At 59.2% G+C, this 17,476-nt stretch carries 24 protein-coding genes and 1 tRNA gene; 16 read left to right on the top strand and 9 right to left on the bottom strand.

All coding sequences use genetic code 11. From position 1 onward, the window contains the following. The first annotated feature begins 35 nt into the window (after positions 1–35). Positions 36–1,451, top strand: coding sequence for a D-alanyl-D-alanine carboxypeptidase/D-alanyl-D-alanine-endopeptidase (dacB, locus tag GTF44_RS17130; RefSeq protein WP_253261290.1), 1,416 nt, complete (start codon positions 36–38; stop codon positions 1,449–1,451). A 37-nt stretch (positions 1,452–1,488) separates the two neighbouring features. Here the strand turns inward: dacB and GTF44_RS17125 are convergent, their stop codons facing one another. Both GTF44_RS17125 and GTF44_RS17120 read right to left on the bottom strand, forming a co-directional pair. Further along, a complete protein-coding gene (locus GTF44_RS17125) occupies positions 1,489–2,286 on the bottom strand; it encodes a nucleotidyltransferase domain-containing protein (RefSeq protein ID WP_171561330.1) in 798 nt (265 codons plus the stop codon). A gap of 52 nt (positions 2,287–2,338) precedes the next feature. Beyond that, on the bottom strand, positions 2,339–2,758 hold the full coding sequence (locus tag GTF44_RS17120; RefSeq protein WP_145215355.1) for a tellurite resistance TerB family protein: 420 nt from the start codon (positions 2,756–2,758) through the stop codon (positions 2,339–2,341). A 121-nt stretch (positions 2,759–2,879) separates the two neighbouring features. Here GTF44_RS17120 and GTF44_RS17115 point away from each other — a divergent pair, with 121 nt between their 5' ends. The 3 genes from GTF44_RS17115 to GTF44_RS17105 all read left to right on the top strand — a co-directional run bounded on the left by GTF44_RS17115 (position 2,880) and on the right by GTF44_RS17105 (position 5,659). Beyond that, positions 2,880–4,460: a lysine--tRNA ligase gene (locus tag GTF44_RS17115; protein ID WP_171561328.1), complete on the top strand. Its 1,581-nt coding sequence runs from the start codon at positions 2,880–2,882 to the stop codon at positions 4,458–4,460. A gap of 70 nt (positions 4,461–4,530) precedes the next feature. Continuing rightward, complete coding sequence (locus GTF44_RS17110) at positions 4,531–4,944, top strand: DUF4864 domain-containing protein (protein WP_171561327.1); 414 nt, start codon at positions 4,531–4,533, stop codon at positions 4,942–4,944. A gap of 235 nt (positions 4,945–5,179) precedes the next feature. Then, entirely contained in the window at positions 5,180–5,659 is a 480-nt protein-coding gene (locus GTF44_RS17105) for a DUF427 domain-containing protein (protein WP_367383467.1), read from the top strand. Between the two features lie 4 nt (positions 5,660–5,663). Here the strand turns inward: GTF44_RS17105 and GTF44_RS17100 are convergent, their stop codons facing one another. Beyond that, entirely contained in the window at positions 5,664–6,155 is a 492-nt protein-coding gene (locus GTF44_RS17100) for a hypothetical protein (protein WP_171561326.1), read from the bottom strand. A gap of 32 nt (positions 6,156–6,187) precedes the next feature. Beyond that, positions 6,188–6,664: a HugZ family protein gene (locus GTF44_RS17095; protein ID WP_171561325.1), complete on the bottom strand. Its 477-nt coding sequence runs from the start codon at positions 6,662–6,664 to the stop codon at positions 6,188–6,190. A 97-nt stretch (positions 6,665–6,761) separates the two neighbouring features. On the opposite strand from GTF44_RS17095, the gene GTF44_RS17090 reads away from it, so the two are divergent. The 6 genes from GTF44_RS17090 (at position 6,762) to GTF44_RS17065 (ending at position 9,698) form a co-directional block, all read left to right on the top strand. After that, positions 6,762–7,604 (top strand): DUF6206 family protein, encoded by an 843-nt coding sequence (locus tag GTF44_RS17090; protein WP_171561324.1) that lies wholly within the window; start codon positions 6,762–6,764, stop codon positions 7,602–7,604. After that, positions 7,597–8,070, top strand: coding sequence for a tRNA (cytidine(34)-2'-O)-methyltransferase (locus tag GTF44_RS17085; RefSeq protein ID WP_216365115.1), 474 nt, complete (start codon positions 7,597–7,599; stop codon positions 8,068–8,070). Before GTF44_RS17090 ends, GTF44_RS17085 begins: the two co-directional genes overlap by 8 nt. 115 nt (positions 8,071–8,185) lie before the next feature. Continuing rightward, positions 8,186–8,653: a hypothetical protein gene (locus tag GTF44_RS17080; RefSeq protein WP_171561174.1), complete on the top strand. Its 468-nt coding sequence runs from the start codon at positions 8,186–8,188 to the stop codon at positions 8,651–8,653. A gap of 105 nt (positions 8,654–8,758) precedes the next feature. Beyond that, complete coding sequence (locus GTF44_RS17075) at positions 8,759–9,082, top strand: antibiotic biosynthesis monooxygenase (protein WP_145215377.1); 324 nt, start codon at positions 8,759–8,761, stop codon at positions 9,080–9,082. An 11-nt stretch (positions 9,083–9,093) separates the two neighbouring features. Beyond that, on the top strand, positions 9,094–9,357 hold the full coding sequence (locus GTF44_RS17070; RefSeq protein ID WP_145215380.1) for a DUF5665 domain-containing protein: 264 nt from the start codon (positions 9,094–9,096) through the stop codon (positions 9,355–9,357). A gap of 83 nt (positions 9,358–9,440) precedes the next feature. Then, the gene (locus tag GTF44_RS17065) at positions 9,441–9,698 is read left to right on the top strand and encodes a zf-TFIIB domain-containing protein (RefSeq protein ID WP_171561323.1); all 258 of its coding nucleotides are present in this window, start codon (positions 9,441–9,443) and stop codon (positions 9,696–9,698) included. Positions 9,699–9,701: 3 nt separating this feature from the next. Here GTF44_RS17065 and GTF44_RS17060 read toward each other — a convergent pair whose 3' ends face one another. The 3 genes from GTF44_RS17060 to GTF44_RS17050 form a co-directional block, all read right to left on the bottom strand. Continuing rightward, positions 9,702–9,977, bottom strand: a complete 276-nt coding sequence (locus tag GTF44_RS17060; RefSeq protein ID WP_171561322.1) for a hypothetical protein — start codon at positions 9,975–9,977, stop codon at positions 9,702–9,704. A 63-nt stretch (positions 9,978–10,040) separates the two neighbouring features. Continuing rightward, positions 10,041–10,469 (bottom strand): hypothetical protein, encoded by a 429-nt coding sequence (locus tag GTF44_RS17055; protein ID WP_171561321.1) that lies wholly within the window; start codon positions 10,467–10,469, stop codon positions 10,041–10,043. Between the two features lie 5 nt (positions 10,470–10,474). After that, positions 10,475–10,774, bottom strand: coding sequence for a putative quinol monooxygenase (locus GTF44_RS17050; protein WP_171561319.1), 300 nt, complete (start codon positions 10,772–10,774; stop codon positions 10,475–10,477). Between the two features lie 123 nt (positions 10,775–10,897). On the opposite strand from GTF44_RS17050, the gene GTF44_RS17045 reads away from it, so the two are divergent. After that, on the top strand, positions 10,898–11,275 hold the full coding sequence (locus tag GTF44_RS17045; RefSeq protein ID WP_171561318.1) for an MmcQ/YjbR family DNA-binding protein: 378 nt from the start codon (positions 10,898–10,900) through the stop codon (positions 11,273–11,275). A 278-nt stretch (positions 11,276–11,553) separates the two neighbouring features. Here the strand turns inward: GTF44_RS17045 and GTF44_RS17040 are convergent, their stop codons facing one another. Together GTF44_RS17040 and uvrB are read right to left on the bottom strand one after the other, a co-directional pair. Then, on the bottom strand, positions 11,554–12,459 hold the full coding sequence (locus tag GTF44_RS17040; RefSeq protein ID WP_216365114.1) for an abortive infection family protein: 906 nt from the start codon (positions 12,457–12,459) through the stop codon (positions 11,554–11,556). 8 nt (positions 12,460–12,467) lie between these two features. Continuing rightward, the gene (gene uvrB, locus GTF44_RS17035) at positions 12,468–14,663 is read right to left on the bottom strand and encodes an excinuclease ABC subunit UvrB (protein ID WP_301270774.1); all 2,196 of its coding nucleotides are present in this window, start codon (positions 14,661–14,663) and stop codon (positions 12,468–12,470) included. Between the two features lie 370 nt (positions 14,664–15,033). Between uvrB and GTF44_RS17030 the strand changes: the two genes are divergently transcribed. The 5 genes from GTF44_RS17030 to GTF44_RS17010 all read left to right on the top strand — a co-directional run bounded on the left by GTF44_RS17030 (position 15,034) and on the right by GTF44_RS17010 (position 17,465). Next, complete coding sequence (locus GTF44_RS17030) at positions 15,034–15,345, top strand: ETC complex I subunit (protein ID WP_171561316.1); 312 nt, start codon at positions 15,034–15,036, stop codon at positions 15,343–15,345. Between the two features lie 104 nt (positions 15,346–15,449). After that, a complete protein-coding gene (locus GTF44_RS17025) occupies positions 15,450–16,469 on the top strand; it encodes a glycosyltransferase family 2 protein (protein WP_171561314.1) in 1,020 nt (339 codons plus the stop codon). Between the two features lie 35 nt (positions 16,470–16,504). Beyond that, positions 16,505–16,581, top strand: a tRNA-Arg gene (locus GTF44_RS17020). Between the two features lie 220 nt (positions 16,582–16,801). Continuing rightward, positions 16,802–17,089 carry an integration host factor subunit beta gene (gene ihfB, locus GTF44_RS17015; protein ID WP_171561313.1) on the top strand — a complete coding sequence of 96 codons (288 nt, stop codon included), beginning with the start codon at positions 16,802–16,804 and terminating at the stop codon, positions 17,087–17,089. Positions 17,090–17,105: 16 nt separating this feature from the next. Continuing rightward, entirely contained in the window at positions 17,106–17,465 is a 360-nt protein-coding gene (locus GTF44_RS17010; RefSeq protein ID WP_171561523.1) for a lipopolysaccharide assembly LapA domain-containing protein, read from the top strand. Positions 17,466–17,476: the final 11 nt, after the last annotated feature.

Raw genomic sequence — 17,476 nt, 5'->3', positions numbered from 1 at the left:
GCGCTTTGGCCGGATTAGCCCAACCCGCATGGGCAATGCCACCTGACACATCGCTTAGGCCGATGGTTCGGCCCACCGGGTTGGCGCGGCGCGCGATCCCATCCGCAGTAGAGCTGATCGCCGAGGCACGGTTGGGTGGGCGCGTGGGCTTCGCCGTGGCTGATGCGCGGACCGGTGAGATGTTGGAGGTGGTCCATCCACTGTTTGGCATGCCCCCGGCCAGCGTCGCCAAGGCGATCACCTGTGCCTATGGGTTGGACCGGCTTGGGCCGGGATATCGGTTCCGCACGCGATTGGTCGCGGATGGGCCGGTGCAAAACGGCCGTCTTGATGGCGACCTATGGCTTGTCGGTGGCGGTGACCCGTTGCTTGGCACCGACCAGTTGAGTGCGATGGCGCGCTCCTTACGTGAAAGTGGACTTCGCGAGGTGACCGGGCGGTTGATGCTTGCATCCAACGCATTGCCCTATATCCGCGCGATTGATCCGGAGCAGCCCGCGCATGTGGGATATAATCCGGCGATCTCCGGTCTGAATCTCAATTTCAACAGGGTGCATTTTGAATGGGCGCGGGATGGTGGCGAGTATAGTGTTCAGATGGATGCGCGCTCGGAGACGTTGCGCCCGCCCGTGGCGCGGATGCGGATGCGCGTCGCCGACCGCGATGTGCCTGTCTACACCTATGAAGAAACCGAGACCCGCGAGAATTGGACTGTCGCCCGGCGCGCGCTTGGCAATGGCGGCAGCCGTTGGTTGCCGGTTCGCCGTCCCCATCTTTACGCTGGCGAGGTGTTTCAGGTCTTGGCCCGGTCAAACGGGATTGTATTGGCCGGTCCGGGAGAAGGTGTTTCGCCACAAAACGGCTCGGTCCTTGCGGAACATGTGAGTGAGCCCTTGGAGGATATCCTGCGTGGGATGATGCGCTGGTCCACCAATATCACCGCCGAGGCGGTGGGCTTGAGCGCAAGTATCGCCGGGGGTGCCGCGCCCGGCTCCCTTGACGGATCAGCGGCCGAGATGAACACATGGATGAACCAGCGGCTTGGGTCGCGTCACACGGCCTTCATTGACCATTCGGGTCTGGGCGACGCGAGCCGCGTCCGACCGCAGGATATGACCCATGCCCTGGTGGAGGCGGGGGCCAATGGGATGGTCCGACGGCTGATGAAAGACATCCCGATGCGCGACGCCGAGGGCAATCTGATCGCCGATCATCCAGTGGAGGTTGTGGCCAAGACCGGGACGCTGAATTTCGTCAGCTCGCTGGCAGGCTATGCCAGAGCGCCCGGCGGACGGGATCTGGCCTTCTCAATCTTTTGCGCTGACCTCGACCGGAGACAGGCGCTCAACCCGGCGCAAATGGAGCGCCCAGAGGGTGGCCGCAGCTATACAAGACGGTCAAAGCGGCTCCAGCAGCGGCTGATTGAGAGATGGGCTGGAGTCTACGGGTAGAAAGAAGCGCTGGACCTGCTGGCAGGCCGCAACGGCGTCAGTAAGGTTTCTCAATCGATAGCGTTTTCTTGAGTTGAGCCCATGTTGCGGCCTCAAAACGTTCGGGCCAGTCGACGCCCCATTGCTTTGCAAGCATGCGCGCGCGGGGAAGATATGCCTTCGCATAAGCCAAATGGCCCGCGATCATCTGCTCCCGGGTCGCGACCGGCGGCGGTAATGCTGTCAAAACCTCCTTTTGCGCGTCGGTGATCAACCGGTTCAGGTGCAAGACACCCCCCCTATGAGGCGCGCCGGTTTCCGCAATCAGAAGGTCGACCAACTTATTACGCAGGTGGAAAACCCCAAGTACGCCGTTGATGTATTCTTCGCGCCCGGCAGCGAGATGCAGGAGACCTAGGATCCGAATAAACTCTTCAAACTGGTACCTGAGATATGCTGGGTTGGGTGCTGGCGCGACCGTTTTCGCGGGTAAGGTGTCGTATATCTCGTCGTGATCAAAGAGGGGTTTCAGTGCGTCTTGCTTATGCGCCCCCATCTGATCGGGTTTCAAGATCACGACATCTGTGCGGAGCCAATCCTCCGTGATTGCATTGATCAGCACCGGTCTGACATTTCGGTCCCACCACAAGACGATCTCGCCGGTCTTGCTGATGGCCTCTCGCCACAGGCTTGCGATCTCATCCGTGGCGCCTTCCGGCGTCACCAAGACAAAATCAATGTCGCTATACGCGTCATCGAACCCTGTGGCGTAACTGCCGCTGAGAAATAGAGCCCGAACACTCGGGTGGGTCCGCAGTGTCTCGGTTGTCGTTGCGATGACGTCGGCGTGGTTCATGGGGTGATCCTTCCCTCGCTGGCGTCACGCGCCATATGGGCTTAGCCGCAATTCAAAGCGTCATATGCCGCGCTCGGGCGCCGCGTTCGATCGCGGCGGCGTGCAGCCGGTCGATATCGAGTTGATAGCGGATTTCCATCAAGAATTGCAGTTCGGTTTGGCGCAGTTTTCCATCCGCAGCGGCCACATCACAGCCAAGCGCATAGGCCGTTTCGAACAGCTTTTCCGGCAGGGCATCCTTGATCAGACCGAAGAGCGCATCCAGCCCATCTTCCTCTTCGAACAGGTCAAATACGGTTTGCGAGACGCGTTTCATGCGGTCCGCATCATAGTCGGCGAAGACGGGCAAGTGATTGACGAGCTCTTCCATCGTCAGAAGCTCTGAGGTGCGGATATTCTCATCAGAGACCGAAACGGCCACCATCACGGCCACCAGCGCATCCTGTGCGGAAAGGGCGGTTTCTTCGGTCATCGGTGGTCTCCTGCTCGGGCACGTATCTTCGGTTGGAATTTATTGACCCTCGGGGCGCGGGGCAATAGGTGCAGGGGCGCGCGCGGCAAGGTGGCGCGCCCCAATGAATGGATGAGAGACGATGACCAATCTGCGCGACACCGCGATGACTTCCAAGGCCTGGCCCTTTGAAGAGGCGCGCCGTCTGGTCAAACGTTACGAAAAAGCGCCGCCCGAGAAGGGGTATGTGCTGTTCGAAACCGGTTATGGCCCGTCTGGCCTGCCGCATATCGGGACCTTTGGCGAGGTGGCGCGCACGACGATGGTGCGCCGCGCCTTCGAGGTGATCAGCGACATCCCAACCCGGTTGATCTGCTTCTCCGACGATATGGATGGTTTGCGCAAAATTCCCACCAATGTGCCGAACCAGGAGCAGATGGCCGAGGATTTGCATCTGCCGCTGACCAAAGTGCGCGACCCATTTGGCACCCATGACAGCTTCGGCGCCCATAACAACGCGCGTCTGAACGCGTTTTTGGACAGTTATGGCTTCGAGTACGAATTCATCTCCTCGACCGACTATTACCGTGATGGGCATTTCGACGAGATGCTGCTGACGGCATTGGAGCGGTTCGACAGAATTCTCGACATCATGCTGCCGACCCTGGGCGAGGAACGGCGCGCGACCTACTCGCCCTTCCTGCCGGTGAGCCCGAAAACGGGCCATGTGCTTCAAGTGCCGACGTTGGAACGCAATGTGGCCAAAGGCACGATTGTCTATGAAGAGCCGGATGGTGAACGGGTCGAAGTGCCGGTGACCGGCGGGCATGTGAAAATGCAGTGGAAGCCTGATTGGGCGATGCGGTGGGCCGCTTTGGGCGTCGATTATGAGATGTCGGGCAAAGACTTGATCGACTCCGTCACCCAAGCCACGAAAATCTGCCGCGCGCTTGGACGTCCTGCGCCAGAGACGCTGACCTATGAGTTGTTCAATGATGAGCAGGGGCAGAAGATTTCGAAGTCGAAAGGCAACGGTCTGTCGATGGAGGAGTGGCTGACCTATGCCGCGCCGGAAAGCCTGCAATACTTCATGTATCAGAAGCCGAAAAGCGCCAAGCGGCTCTATTTCGATGTGATCCCGAAAGCGGTCGATGAGTATCATCAGCAACTCCGCGCATACGGGACGCAGGATGCGGCGCAGCGGATGAACAACCCGGTGTTCCATATCCATGGGCATAATGTGCCAGCGTCGAATATGGTCGTGAGCTTCGCGATGCTGTTGAACCTCGCTTCGGTGGCCAGTGCCGAGGATAAAGAGGCGCTCTGGGGTTTCATCCGCCGTTATGCGCCCGATGCGACGCCCGAGAGCCACCCGGATCTGGATCAGTCCGCCGGATTTGCCGTGCGCTACTACAACGACTTCGTGAAGCCTCACAAAGTGTTCCGTGAGGCGGATGAGAAAGAGGCCGCCGCGATGCGTAATCTTGCGGATCGGCTGCGCGCTTATGACGGGCCAGTGGAAGATGAGGCGTTGCAAACCATCGTCTTTGCAGTCGGCAAAGAGCATGCGTTCGAGCCGCTCCGCGACTGGTTCAAGGCGCTTTACGAAGTGCTTTTGGGGGCGTCGCAGGGCCCGCGTTTTGGCGGGTTTGTGGCGCTTTATGGCGTAGCTGAGACCGTGCAACTGATCGAAGATGGGCTGGCAGGCAAGCTGGCCGCTTGAACCTCTCGCGTTGACGGGCGCTGTCTGGGCTCTACCGTTTTGTCGGACATGACGGCGGAGGACATGGGCCATGCGGCGCATATATTTGGCGATGATGATGATCTGTGCGGGCGCGGTGGCGGCCGCACAAGAGGTTCTGGCACCCAACCCGGCGATTGAACGCACGATCCAGAACCAGTTTGAGGCCTTCCTGGCCGATGACGTGGACGACGCGTGGACCTATGCCAGCCCAAACATCCAGCGCCTGTTTCAGACGCCCGAGCGATTTGGGCGGATGGTCGAAGAGGGCTATCCGATGGTCTGGCGACCTGGGCAGATCGACTATCTGGATTTGCAGACGCTTGGCGGGCTCATCGTGCAGCGGGTGCAGATCATTGATGGCCAAGGGGTAGCGCATGTGTTGGGGTATCAAATGATCGAAACCGAGGCCGGATGGCAGATCAACGGTGTCCGCCTTCTGCGCGCGTCCCAAGTTGGTGCCTGAAATCATCTCGGTATGACAATATGATCTGAGCTGCTGCGGGGTGGGGTAGGGTTCGTCAGTTAGATGTTGATAGTTGAGGCTCGGCTCAGCCAGTGACATGGCGCAAGATGACCAACTCATCCGCGGCCATCAACTGAGCCGGGGGTTGATCGATTCTGATCGCTGGGGGTTGTGTGACGGGACGGTCCGGCTATCTTCCGCGTCTTAAGAGAGCAGAGCCCCGGATCGGAGGTGTGTGATTTCCGATCTTCTACAAGAAAATGTCCAAGACTATCCACGACCACCCGCTTTAGAGGCGGTGACGCAGGTTTTAAGGGTGGTGCTTGGCGGGATGACCATTGCCGAAACCCGTGCCGGTTTTCGGGTGCTCGAAACCCATCACGCGCCGACTTACTATTTCCCGCCACAAGATGTCGCCGCTGGCGTTCTGACGGCCGCGCAGGGCACCAGCTATTGCGAATGGAAGGGGGCCGCGCGGTATTGGAGTGTATCGGCAGGCGGCGTGCGACGCCAACGTGCGGCATGGAGCTATGCCCGACCGAGCGAAGATTTTGCGCCATTGGCGGGGTATCTGGCGTTCTATGCCGAGCCGATGGAGGCCTGTTATGTGGGGCGGCATAAAGTGATGCCGCAGCCCAGTAGTTTTTACGGCGGTTGGGTCACCGAAAATCTGCGCGGGGAGATCAAAGGCGCACTGGGGACCGAGCACTGGTAACTGGTCATGGTCGGCGATAGGTGGCGCGTCTTTCCCAGCTAACCGGGTCCATCAGAACCCAAACGCCATCGGATACGGTGTACCCATAGGTGATGGAGGGTTCCCCCTGCATCTGAAATGTGACCTGCGCCCCATCCGTCACCAACTGGGCAAGCCGCTCTCGGGTCCAGAGTTGGGTGCCGCCGTTGCGCAGGGCCCAGATGCCCGTCAGCGCTGGGCTATCGTCACCAAGCCTGAGCTGGTACCGTCCATCGTTTGAGAATAGCCAGTCTTCGCGTGCATCGCGCGCCATCCAATGACCTTCGACACCTTTGCCACTCCCGCTTTGTCGGACATAGTCGGACCCGTCCCAGGTCATCACGGTGGCATCTTCGGAAAATGTGAGCGCTGCAGGGGGCGTAGCGACGTGATAGCTGCCATCTGGCAGGATCTCATAGGTGAAGGCTTCGCCGGGAACGATCCAAATGCCTGGTAGGTTGGGGTCAATCTCGTTCATCTATTCACCATGGCTTCGGCCGGGGGATAGGCCTAGCGGGCGAGATCAGCAGTGGTGAGGTGGAACGCTTTGCCGAAGCCGCCATTGAGAAAGCTACACGTGATTTGAAGTCGAACCAGTCGGAAATCTGTAAAATTGTAATAGACTTGTGCTTTTGGGTAATGCGCAAGGTAATGCGCGCGCAGGCCATCTTTGTCGGCACGCTCTGCCCGACACTGCAAGGTCAGCCGTGGGTAAGTCAAAGGATCGCCTTTCGCACCGGGTTCACCCAATAAGAGGGAGCAGGCTGGGTTCGCGGCCAAGGCGGCACTATGGCTTGAAAGGTCCGATATCAGGGTGAGCGGCGTGCCGTCCTTGTCGGGCACCACAGCGATCCGGCTCACCATCGGCGCGCCATTTTTGGGGTCTAACACACCCAAAGCCCCAAACCGCGCATCATCGATCAGCTTTCGCGCCAGCGCGCGGGCTTCATCATCGGTGTCCCGTATGACGGAGGTTTGACGTGTCATGATCTAGAGTTACCACGCAGGTGTGCTTGGCTCCAGCCCACCCTTGCGCGCCTTGGCTATGCACCCTAACCACGGGTTGGCAGCAAAGGGGCCTGACATGGACAGAGATCAACTCAATGTGGCGGTGCGCGATGCACTGGCTGAGCGTGCTGAACCCGTCAGCCGATTGGGCTATTTCTGTGCACCGTTTCGTCCGGCCCAAGGCCCACTCTCCGACAGGGTGATCAAGACCTATCGCGGCGGGCGAGACCCAGAGGTTCTGTCGCTTTTGGCCGAACGCCATGAGGCTTATGCCGCATGTCTCCGCGATGCGGGGGTGAATCTGCCCGAGACGCAGTTTCTGGTGCTCGAAGAGATCGGATTTCGCCGACCTGTGATCGTGCAACAGGCGCTGCCGCCGGAAACGATGCTGCGCGACATGTTACTCGCGGCCGATCTTGACCGCGCGATTGCCCTCCTCAATCAGGCCGCTATTAGCATCGCGGCATTCTGGCAGGCTGTGGCCGACCGACCGGCGCGGATCGGCTATCACCCCTCGATCCGTAATTTCGCCATGGGGGCCGACGGGCCGATCTTCTTTGATACCTTTCCGCCGCTCATTGGCTATAGCCGGGCGGAGATGGGCAAGCTGCTGCTCCGCTTCTCGGAATCTGCCCTGATCCGAGGGATCGGCCCGGTCTTGCCTGAGCGCATTCGGGCGATCCAAGATGAATGGTACTCACCCGCTGGCACGATTGTTGGCCTGATCGGCAGTGCCGTGCGGCTGCGCCCCCAAGATGAGGCGGCGCTGTTGGCGTGGGCGCGCGGCTTTGCCGAGACCCATCTGAGCGGGGCGATGAAAGACGAGGTTCTGGCCGAGCTCGACGCACCACCACGCTTGCCCGCGATTTGGACAACAACACGCCGGATATTGGGGCTTGAGGGCAAACCCAATGTCTGAGCCGCCGCGGATGAAGGTGGTGCTGGTGACGCCCGAGATTCCAGGCAATACCGGGACGATTGGGCGGACGTGCGTGGCTTTGGATTTGGAGTTGATCCTGATTAAGCCCTATGGCTTCGACATTTCCGCAAAGTCAGTGCGCCGGGCGGGTTTGGACTATTGGCAGCACGTGCGGTTGAGCGAATACGACAGTTGGTCAGATTTTCTAAGCGCGCGTATGCCGGATCGTGAGCAGCTGTTTTTCTTCGAAGATGATGGCGCGCAATCGGTCTATGCGCCGGATTATCCCTCCGATGCCTATCTTGTCTTCGGTCGCGAGACCAAGGGGTTGCAAGGGGAGATACTTGACGGGATGGCGGACCGTGTTTTCCATCTGCCGATGCGAAGCCCACATATCCGGTCGCTGAACCTGGCCAATGCGGCGACAGCCGTTGTTTATCAGGCGATGCGGTCGCATCTGCTCTGATCCGAGTCACGACATTGCTACAACATGACCTGACATCGGGCCCGGTGTTGCCTCGGTACGACCATATTTTCTTTCGAACGTCATATAAACCGACACCATACGAGGGGTGACGACTATGAGTAACAGGTTCAATGCGGATTTCTTGCGGAGCGAAAGTGGCGCTGTAACCGTCGACTGGGTCGTGTTGACCGCCGGCGCTGTTGGCCTTGCTATGGCGACTTTGGCGGTCGTCTCTGGCGGCGTTGAAGACCTCACAGGCGAAACTCAGCTTGCATTGGCGGAGATTGATCCTAGTGAACCGCTCTTTGGCAGTTTTGACGTTGGCGGCTGGGGTAACAACCCATTGTTAAATACCTCTGGCGTGACGGCTCAAGGATATGCAAACTGGACTGGCGGGTATTCAGACGATCAGTTAGTCGAGGTCTATAATGCATACCATGCCGGCGCTCACCCGACGATGCTCGACCCTGGCGACCGCGTTGACTCAATCGGGGCGCTTGAAGCAGAGATGAATGGGCGTGACATCGACATTCCCGCCGGGAACCCAAGTTATGATGATCTCTATGCGGGCTATACTGGCTAACTCCGGACGATTGATGGCATGACAGAAGGCCGCGCCCATGCGCGGCTTTTTTCTTTGCGCGGAGCTTGAGCCGGGCGCTACGATTGCGGCAGAAAGGACAGCCACATGCCATCCATTGCCAAGGGTGCGGCCCTACAAACCGTGATCACCACCTTTGAAACCACGCCCGGCAATTGCCGCGATTTGATTGAGGCACTGACCGAAGCTTATGACGTGTTCATCTCACACCAGCCTGGGTTCATTGCGGCTGGTCTGCATGTGAATGATGCCCAGACCCGCGTGGCGAATTACTCTCAGTGGCAGCGCCGCGAAGACTTTCAAGCGATGCTTCGAAGCGACGAGATGGTCCGCCGCAACCGCGAGATCACCCAGATGTGCCGGAGTTTCGAGCCGGTGATGTACGATGTTGAAGCGGTGTTTGACAGCTAGGGAGCCTGGACGTGGCCGAAATCGAGCAAGAGATACGAGCGCTCCGCGATGAAGTGGCGCTGCTGAATTCGCATCGTTTCATACGGCTGCATAACTCCGTGTTTCGGGTGCTGTTGTTCAATCTGGCGCGGGGCCTGGCGTTTGGGTTGGGCACGGTGCTGGGCGCATCGCTGCTGTTGTCGGTTCTGGTCTGGTCGCTCAGCCAGATCGAGTTTTTACCGATCATCGGTGAGTGGGCCGCCGAGATTGCGCGGCAGATGGAGGCGCAACGCTAGCTGCCGATAGGCTTTTGCTATCGCGGTTTGCCTGGCGACAACCCGCGCCTATGTCTCAGTCACACAGTCAAGGAGACATCTCAATGCAATGCCCCATCGACGGAACCCAACTGGTTATGGCCGACCGCCAAGGGGTGGAGATCGACTATTGCCCGCAATGCCGGGGTGTGTGGCTCGACCGGGGTGAATTGGACAAGATTATCGAGCGCTCGACCCCATCCGCGCCGCCTCAGCCGCAGCGTGGCGGGCGCGATGACTATGACCAAGGGCGGGATCGGTCGTCGAGCTATCACAAAAAGAAACGGCGCGGGTCGTTCCTGGACGATATCTTCGATTTCTGAGGTTTAGCGCCGCGTCGGGCAGATCACGACCTGCTGTTCCGTGCAGCTTGTGTCGGTGCAGCTGACGCTTTCGACCACCATGCCGCGGCGGAGACGTACTTCGCCGCCTGTGGGCACAATGCGGGTCACGCAGGTCAGCGTATTCCGGTTGCCCGTGCCAATGCTGAGCGTGACCGGCCCGTTTGAGACGCCGAGGCCAAAGCCGATAGATTGCGCGACGGCCGGGCCGGTGAAGGCCAATTGGCCGAGGGTGCAAAGAATGGAAATCATGCGGCGCATGAGCGGTCTCCCTGATCGATGGTTCAGGGATAGGTCGGGTCGTGCAAAGGTTTGGTTCAATAACTAGGCCGAGGGCACAATCACACAGGCCCGAAACACCGCCACTTCGGGTGCGGCGCCGTCCAGGCCGAAGCGTGCGCCGACAGGCGCGGTGAAGGCCGTGGCCGTTTCATTCTCGGCCAACCCGTTCAGAACATTCCCAAAGCCACGATCCGTCACGGTTAGCGCGCGGCGATCATCCGAGAGTTGGTGGTTTCCGGTGGTGATTGTGTTGGGGCTGGCACCCTCGAAGCGGATGCCAAAAACGGGGCCGTCTGGCCAAGGCTGCTCGAGCGTCAGAGTGATCGTGTATTCGGGCAAGACCGGATCATAGGTCAGGCGGATATCGAGTCCAGGTTCCGAATGGGTGAGCGTGCAGAGAGAACCCTCAACACCGGCCTGCCAAGCCTGCGCCGGGAGCGCGGTCAGCATCAGAAAGGCAAGGGCGCGCAAAAGGATCACCCTCCTGTCGACGCGATGGCTGTGATCTGCGTCATTTGCGGTGGGGTGGCGAAGGTGGGGCCGACGGTGGCGCGATAGGCGGCAAAGGACGGGCTGTCGAGGGAGGCCTGTTTCGTGGCGTCATCGGGGAATTCAAGAACGCCGATGAATTGCGTCGGCTCATCGGTTTTGAAGCAGGAATAGTGAAGGCCGGCGACGCCCTCGAAGGTAAGCCCGGCAACGAGTGCGCGCATAGCGTCGACCTGACGGGTGTGATCCTCGGCTGAGGCGAGCGTGTAGCGGACGAGGAGGGACATGGGCGGTGGCTCCTGTTGATCGGGCATATTGGAGCGGGAGAGGCGGCTTTGGTCAACGCGCAGAGGGTTGTGCGGATATGAAGGGCGCTTGTCTTGCCGCGCTTGGCGGCGCAGGGTCGGGCGATGACACGTGACGAATTCAACAGCTTCTGTGGCGGGATGACAGCGACCTCCCATGTGGTGCAATGGGGCAATGCGGATGTGTGGAAAGTGGGGCCGAAGGTCTTTGCCATCTGCGGCTGGAATGATGGCAAGGACGCCTTCACCTTCAAGGTGGGCGAGATTGCCTTCGAGGTGCTGGGCGGGGAGCCGGGCATCCGCCCCGCGCCTTATCTGGCATCACGAGGGATGACATGGCTGCAGGTCTATAAAGACGGCGCGATGAGTGACGCGATGCTGCGGGAGCATATCGAGGAGAGCTATCGTCTGGTGGTGGCCGGAATGACGAAGAAGATGCGGGAGGGTTTGGGGGGGAGCGCCGGGTCGACCGAAGGCCGGTGAAACGTCCAGCGGACGTTTCAAGGCGCGAACGGGCGGAGCCCCGGGGGATTGGCATTTGAACGCGCGTCGAGCAACAAGCCACCCCGACCGGAATCAAGCCGGAGGCGCCGGTCGAGCGCCTGCCCGTCCCGGCGGGCTGGCGCTTTGGAAATGTCTCGAACAGCTTTTCCGGAGCAATGACTTGGCTACCATAAATCAAGTCACTCAGGCGTTGCAGCGCCATCCTACGGGCAGGCGCTTGACCGGCTTGTGTGGTACCAGCCGGAAGATCACCGTTTTCAAGACACCTCTGCGCCAGGGTTCGGGAGCGCGCGTTCTGGATAGCGACGGCTCCAGGTCTCAATGAGAAAAACCGCTATGGCGGAGGCTGTGTTTACTGAGAGGCGAGCAATCCGGGCATCGACACGTGGTCGACCTTTCTCGCGACCATGAGCGTCTCCAGCATGCGTTCTCAATGCACCTATCCCTTCTATTGAATTCGACAGGCCTGCAAGAATTGCTCTAACGTCGGCAGCGACTTGAGTTTCAACGCTCGGTTTGTCCGGTGCCAACCCCAGCGGACCACGTACTGCTTTGTAGAGAGGTTTGACGGAAAGCTCTTTTGGAAGCGGCAGGTCTAACTCGACCAGGATTGATCGGCACACGCTCTCGATCAACGAGCAAGCTGCGGTAATCGCATCTTCAGGATCGTCATCGACGAAGTTTCTCGCTCTCTCGATTTCCAGTGCAACAGTGTCGAAGTTGAAGTTTGCTGCGAGAATTGTGGCAGCCGCAACGATTTCGCTGTCGTTCCTCTTTTCTATTGCTTCGACAAGTTCATGGAACGCCTGGTCGTCCTCTGCAAATGGCAGTAGAAATACCTCAAGCTCCTCCACTTCCATAAAACCGGACGCGATCAGATTATTTCGTCGTTGGGTTTCAATCTCACGTTGACGGTTCCTGTGAGACCACAACGCCCTGAGCAGTTTTCCAGCTTGTAGCGGAGTGGCTAAGTCCAAATAAGCACGGATCCTGTTCGCCTTTGAATTGCCCCTAGATGCGTACCGATCAGCGTAAATGTCTTCGTTGAACTGGTCCTCGAAGAACTCTGCTAATGTCTTGTTTGAAAAATCGAGCGCATATCCGTCAGCCATCTCGAACAGGTCGTCAATTGCCCTCAACTCCGCGTGCTTAAGCTTAACCAATGACCAGTCTACCTCCCCCTCCGCCTCACATTCCCACCCCGCTGCCCCGGTCGTCCCGCCGTAGACCGCCCCTCGGCCTTCGCGGCCCCTTCAACCGCCGCCTCCACCGCAGTCTGCCGCGCCAGCGGGTCGTCGGATACCACCAGGTCCACCGTTTCCAGCCGTTTGATCTCGTCCCTCAGCCGGGCAGCCTCTTCGAATTCCAGGTTCTCCGCCGCTTTCCGCATATCGGTGCGGAGGCCGTTCAGGACCGCCTCAAGGTTTGCGCCGTGGAGTGGTTTCTCCACCTTCGCAGTCACCCGGTTCATGTCCACATCGCCCTTGTAGAGCCCGGCCAGAATGTCCTCGACATTCTTCTTGACCGTCTCCGGCGTGATCCCGTGTTCCTCGTTATAGGCAATCTGTTTTGCGCGCCGCCGGTCGGTCTCACGCATGGCGCGCTCCATTGAGCCGGTGATCCGGTCGGCATACATGATCACCCGGCCTTCGGCGTTCCGCGCGGCGCGGCCGATGGTCTGCACCAGCGAGGTTTCCGAGCGCAGGAAGCCCTCCTTATCTGCATCCAGGATCGCCACCAACCCGCATTCCGGGATGTCCAGGCCCTCGCGCAGCAGGTTGATCCCGATCAGCACGTCGAAGGCGCCAAGCCGCAGGTCGCGCAGGATCTCGATCCGTTCCAGCGTGTCGATATCGGAATGCATATAGCGGACCTTGATGCCCTGCTCATGCATGTATTCGGTCAGATCCTCGGCCATGCGTTTGGTGAGCGTGGTCACCAGCGTGCGGAAGCCATCGGCGGTGACGCGGCGGACCTCGTCGAGGAGGTCATCGACCTGCATTTCCACCGGTCGGATTTCAACCTGTGGATCGAGCAGGCCTGTGGGGCGGATCACCTGTTCGGTGAAGACGCCGCCCGATTGCTCCAACTCCCAGGCTTGCGGGGTGGCGGAGACGAAGATCGACTGCGGTCGCATCGCATCCCATTCCTCGAACTTTAGCGGGCGGTTGTCCATGCAGGAGGGGAGGCGGAACCCGTGCTCCGCCAGGGTGAACTTGCGTCGGTAGTCGCCCCGATACATGCCGCCGATTTGTGGCACCGAGACGTGGGATTCGTCGGCGAAGACAATCGCGTTGTCGGGGATGTATTCGAAAAGCGTGGGGGGCGGCTCGCCGGGTATGCGGCCCGTCAGATAGCGCGAATAGTTCTCGATCCCGTTGCAGACGCCGGTGGCCTCCAACATCTCCAGGTCGAAATTTGTCCGCTGCTCCAGCCGCTGCGCCTCCAACAGCTTGCCTTCGCCGATGAGCTGGTCGAGCCGGACCTGCAGCTCCGCTTTGATGCCCTTGATCGCCTGCTGCATCGTGGGGCGTGGTGTCACGTAATGCGAGTTGGCGTAGACGCGCACTTTCTCGAACGTGTCGGTTTTCTCGCCCGTGAGCGGGTCGAACTCGGTGATGCTTTCCAGCTCTTCACCGAAGAAAGAGAGCTTCCAGGCGCGGTCGTCCAAGTGTGCGGGCCAGATTTCCAAGCTGTCGCCGCGGACGCGGAAGCTGCCGCGCTGGAACGCCTGATCGTTGCGGCGGTATTGCTGGGCGATCAGATCGGCCATGACCTTGCGTTGATCATACTCTTTCCCGGAAATCAGATCCTGGGTCATCGCGCCATAGGTCTCCACCGAGCCGATGCCGTAGATGCAGGAGACCGAGGCCACGATGATCACATCGTCGCGTTCGAGAAGCGCGCGTGTTGCCGAGTGGCGCATTCGGTCGATCTGTTCGTTGATCTGAGATTCTTTCTCGATATAGGTGTCCGACCGCGCCACATAGGCCTCGGGTTGGTAGTAGTCATAATAGCTGACGAAATACTCCACCGCGTTGTCGGGGAAGAACCCTTTGAACTCGCCGTAGAGTTGTGCGGCCAGCGTCTTGTTAGGGGCGAGGATGATCGCCGGGCGTTGGGTTTCTTCGATGACCTTGGCCATGGTGAAGGTCTTGCCGGTGCCGGTGGCGCCGAGGAGCACCTGATTCTGGTCGCCCTCGCGAATCCCGCCTGCCAATTCTTCAATCGCGGTGGGCTGGTCGCCCGCCGGGTCGAATTCTGTATGTAGAATGAACTGTTTGCCGCCTTCCAGTTTGGGCCGCGCGCGGACCTCATCGACCGAATGGTTCAAAACCGGCATTTGTTCTGGTGAATTGTTATGCATCGAAACCCCCTGCAGCCTCCTTAGAATGGTCTTATTTTGTTCTTGTTCAAGGCCTCAAGCTCGGGTGTGCCGAGAACCCCTGACATGCCTTGCCAAAAGGTTAAGATTTTTCCTCGTGTTTGAGTTAAATGCACACAACCTTAAGGCGAATTTTTCATTGCAATGAAACCAGCCGCCGCCTACCTTCAATGAGCAAGCAGCAGAAGCGGTTGCCAACCGGGTTCGACACCCACCCACCCCTCGCTCCCTCGAGCCGGGTTGGCAACCCACTTCCCTCCCCTCCCTATATACACGTCGGCGCGACAGGAATGCCCGTTGCATCAATGGCTCTGTTTGGAGATAAGACTGGCAAGTGATGAGGAGACCGCCCATGCGCGCGCGTATTTATCAGCCCGCCAAAACCGCCATGTCCTCGGGCACGGCCAAGACCCATCATTGGGTGTTGGAATTCGCGCCGGCTTCGCCGCGTGAGGTGGACCCGCTGATGGGATGGACCAGCTCTGACGACATGAACAGCCAAGTGCATCTGAGCTTCGAGACATTGGACGCGGCAAAGGATTATGCGGCCGAGAACGGGATTGATGCCATCGTCATGCAGCCGAAAAAGCGCAAACCCAATATCCGCGCCCGCGGCTATGGCGAAAACTTCGCCACGGATCGGCGCGGCGCCTGGACGCATTAAGCGCCCATTCCCAGCCTTTCGGTGCTATAGTCGGGCGGAAATCCATAATCCGGGGTGGCTGTGATCTGGCTGAACCCGGTGATTTGAGCAGGACCGACAACACGATGCGCGTTGCTTCTATCACGCCGATGAAAAATGAAGGCCCATTTATTCTAGAATGGGTCGCTTATCACCGGTTGATCGGTGTCACTGATATCTTGGTCTTCTCCAATGACTGCACCGATGGCTCGGACTTGCTTTTGGACCGGCTCGATGAGTTGGGTCTCGTGCGCCATTATGCCAACCCGTCGATGATTATGCAGATTGAGCGGCATCATCTGGCGGTGATCAAATATATCAACACGCTCAGCCGGTTGAAGCGGGTCGATTGGGTCGTGTCGCTGGATATGGATGAGTTCATCTGTGTGAATGCGGGCGACGGGCGGCTGGAAGATCTGTTCAATGCCTGCGATGGCGCCGATGTGATCAGTATCAATCAGTTGAATTTCGGCTGCGCAGGTCATCAAGAGTTCACCGAAGAGTTCCAGATGGACCGGTTTACCAAGTCGCAGAACTACACCGGCCATATGAACCCGCGAAATCCGCGGCGCGGCGTGAAGTCTTTTACGCGTGTGGGCGCGCCGGTGGATCGCATCACCAATCACTCCCCGCGGCCCATTGCCGATCGGGGGCACGAACTCAATTGGGTCAATGCCGCGGGGCAGCCGCTGCCGGACGAATTGAAGGTGCGGGAGATCAAATCTCTGGACGAGGGGCTGTTCTCCTATGACCTCGCGCAGTTGAACCATTACGCCCTGCGCTCAATGGACAGCTTCTTGACCCAAGTGGCGCGCGGCAATGCAAATCATGCGGATCGCTCGGCAGACCTGAGCTATTGGCGGCGCTACAATATCAATCAGCAAGATGAGACACGGATTCAGCGCTGGTCGGAGCCAGTCCGGGCAGCGATGGACGAGATGCTTCAAGATGACGAGTTGGCCGTGTTGAACGCGGCCTGTATTCAAGCCCACCGCGATCAGATCGTAAGCTTGCTTGATCAAGATGATTTCGCAACCCTCAGACGCCGCATCGGTCGCGCGCACAAGCGCGGATGGGAGCAATCCCTCGATGAGGCACAAGTCTAGACCTCGGCGGGCCAAGGCGCTAACTGATCCTCAGCGGTCCCCTAGCTCAACTGGATAGAGCAGCTGACTTCTAATCAGCAGGTTCGGGGTTCGAGTCCTCGGGGGATCGCCACAGTTTCTTAACGCCATTTCCGATCCGAATCACGAAAGTGTGAAAACACCGGTCTTCTCCCTCTTCCCGGCGGAGGCATGCTCATCAGCGGCGATTTTCCCGCCTGAACAGGGCGATAGGGGTTCAGTTTCCCGAAAACGGGGCGGCTTTTCAGTTCCGCGATGGACGCAATCGTCCTATAGTCAGTGAAAATTGCTGTGCACCACCTGGGAGGGATAGGATGATACGCTCGGAGCTGATTACCAAGCTTTCGGAAGAGAACCCACATCTCTATCAGCGCGATGTCGAGCGCATCGTGAACGCGATTTTCGAAGAGATTATCGAAGCCATGGCCAATGGCGACCGTGTCGAGTTGCGCGGCTTTGGCGCTTTCTCCGTGAAGAAGCGCGACGCCCGGGTCGGCCGGAACCCGCGCACAGGCGAAAGCGTCTCAGTTGAGGAAAAGCATGTGCCTTTCTTCAAGGCGGGCAAACTGCTACGGGATCGTCTCAACGGGCATGACAGCTGAAAGGCTCCCTTAGGTGATCCGCTATCTGAAATACGCGTTTTTGGCGCTTGTCGCGTTTGGGCTGGTGATCTTGGCGCTCGCCAATCGCGGCACGGTTATGTTGCAGCTTCTGCCGGAGAACCTGGCGCTCTGGACGGGCTGGTCCTTCACGATTGAGCTGCCGCTGTTCCTGGTGATTTTCGGCGGCGTGGTCCTCGGCTTGTTGATCGGCTTCGTCTGGGAATGGCTCCGTGAACATCGCCACCGGGCGGAGGCGAAGACCCATCGCCGCGACAAGCAGAAGCTTGAGCGCGAGGTGCAAACCCTCAAGGGTCGGGCCAATGAGGGCCAGGATGAGATCTTGGCGCTGCTTGAGGATACTGGCCCCGCGCGCTAAGGGCTGGGTCC

Origin of the sequence: Roseobacter sp. HKCCD6576-2, assembly GCF_013179285.1 — a bacterium.
In the GTDB taxonomy this organism is placed as follows: domain Bacteria; phylum Pseudomonadota; class Alphaproteobacteria; order Rhodobacterales; family Rhodobacteraceae; genus Rhodophyticola; species Rhodophyticola oceani.
This window is presented reverse-complemented; position numbering and strand designations above follow the sequence as displayed.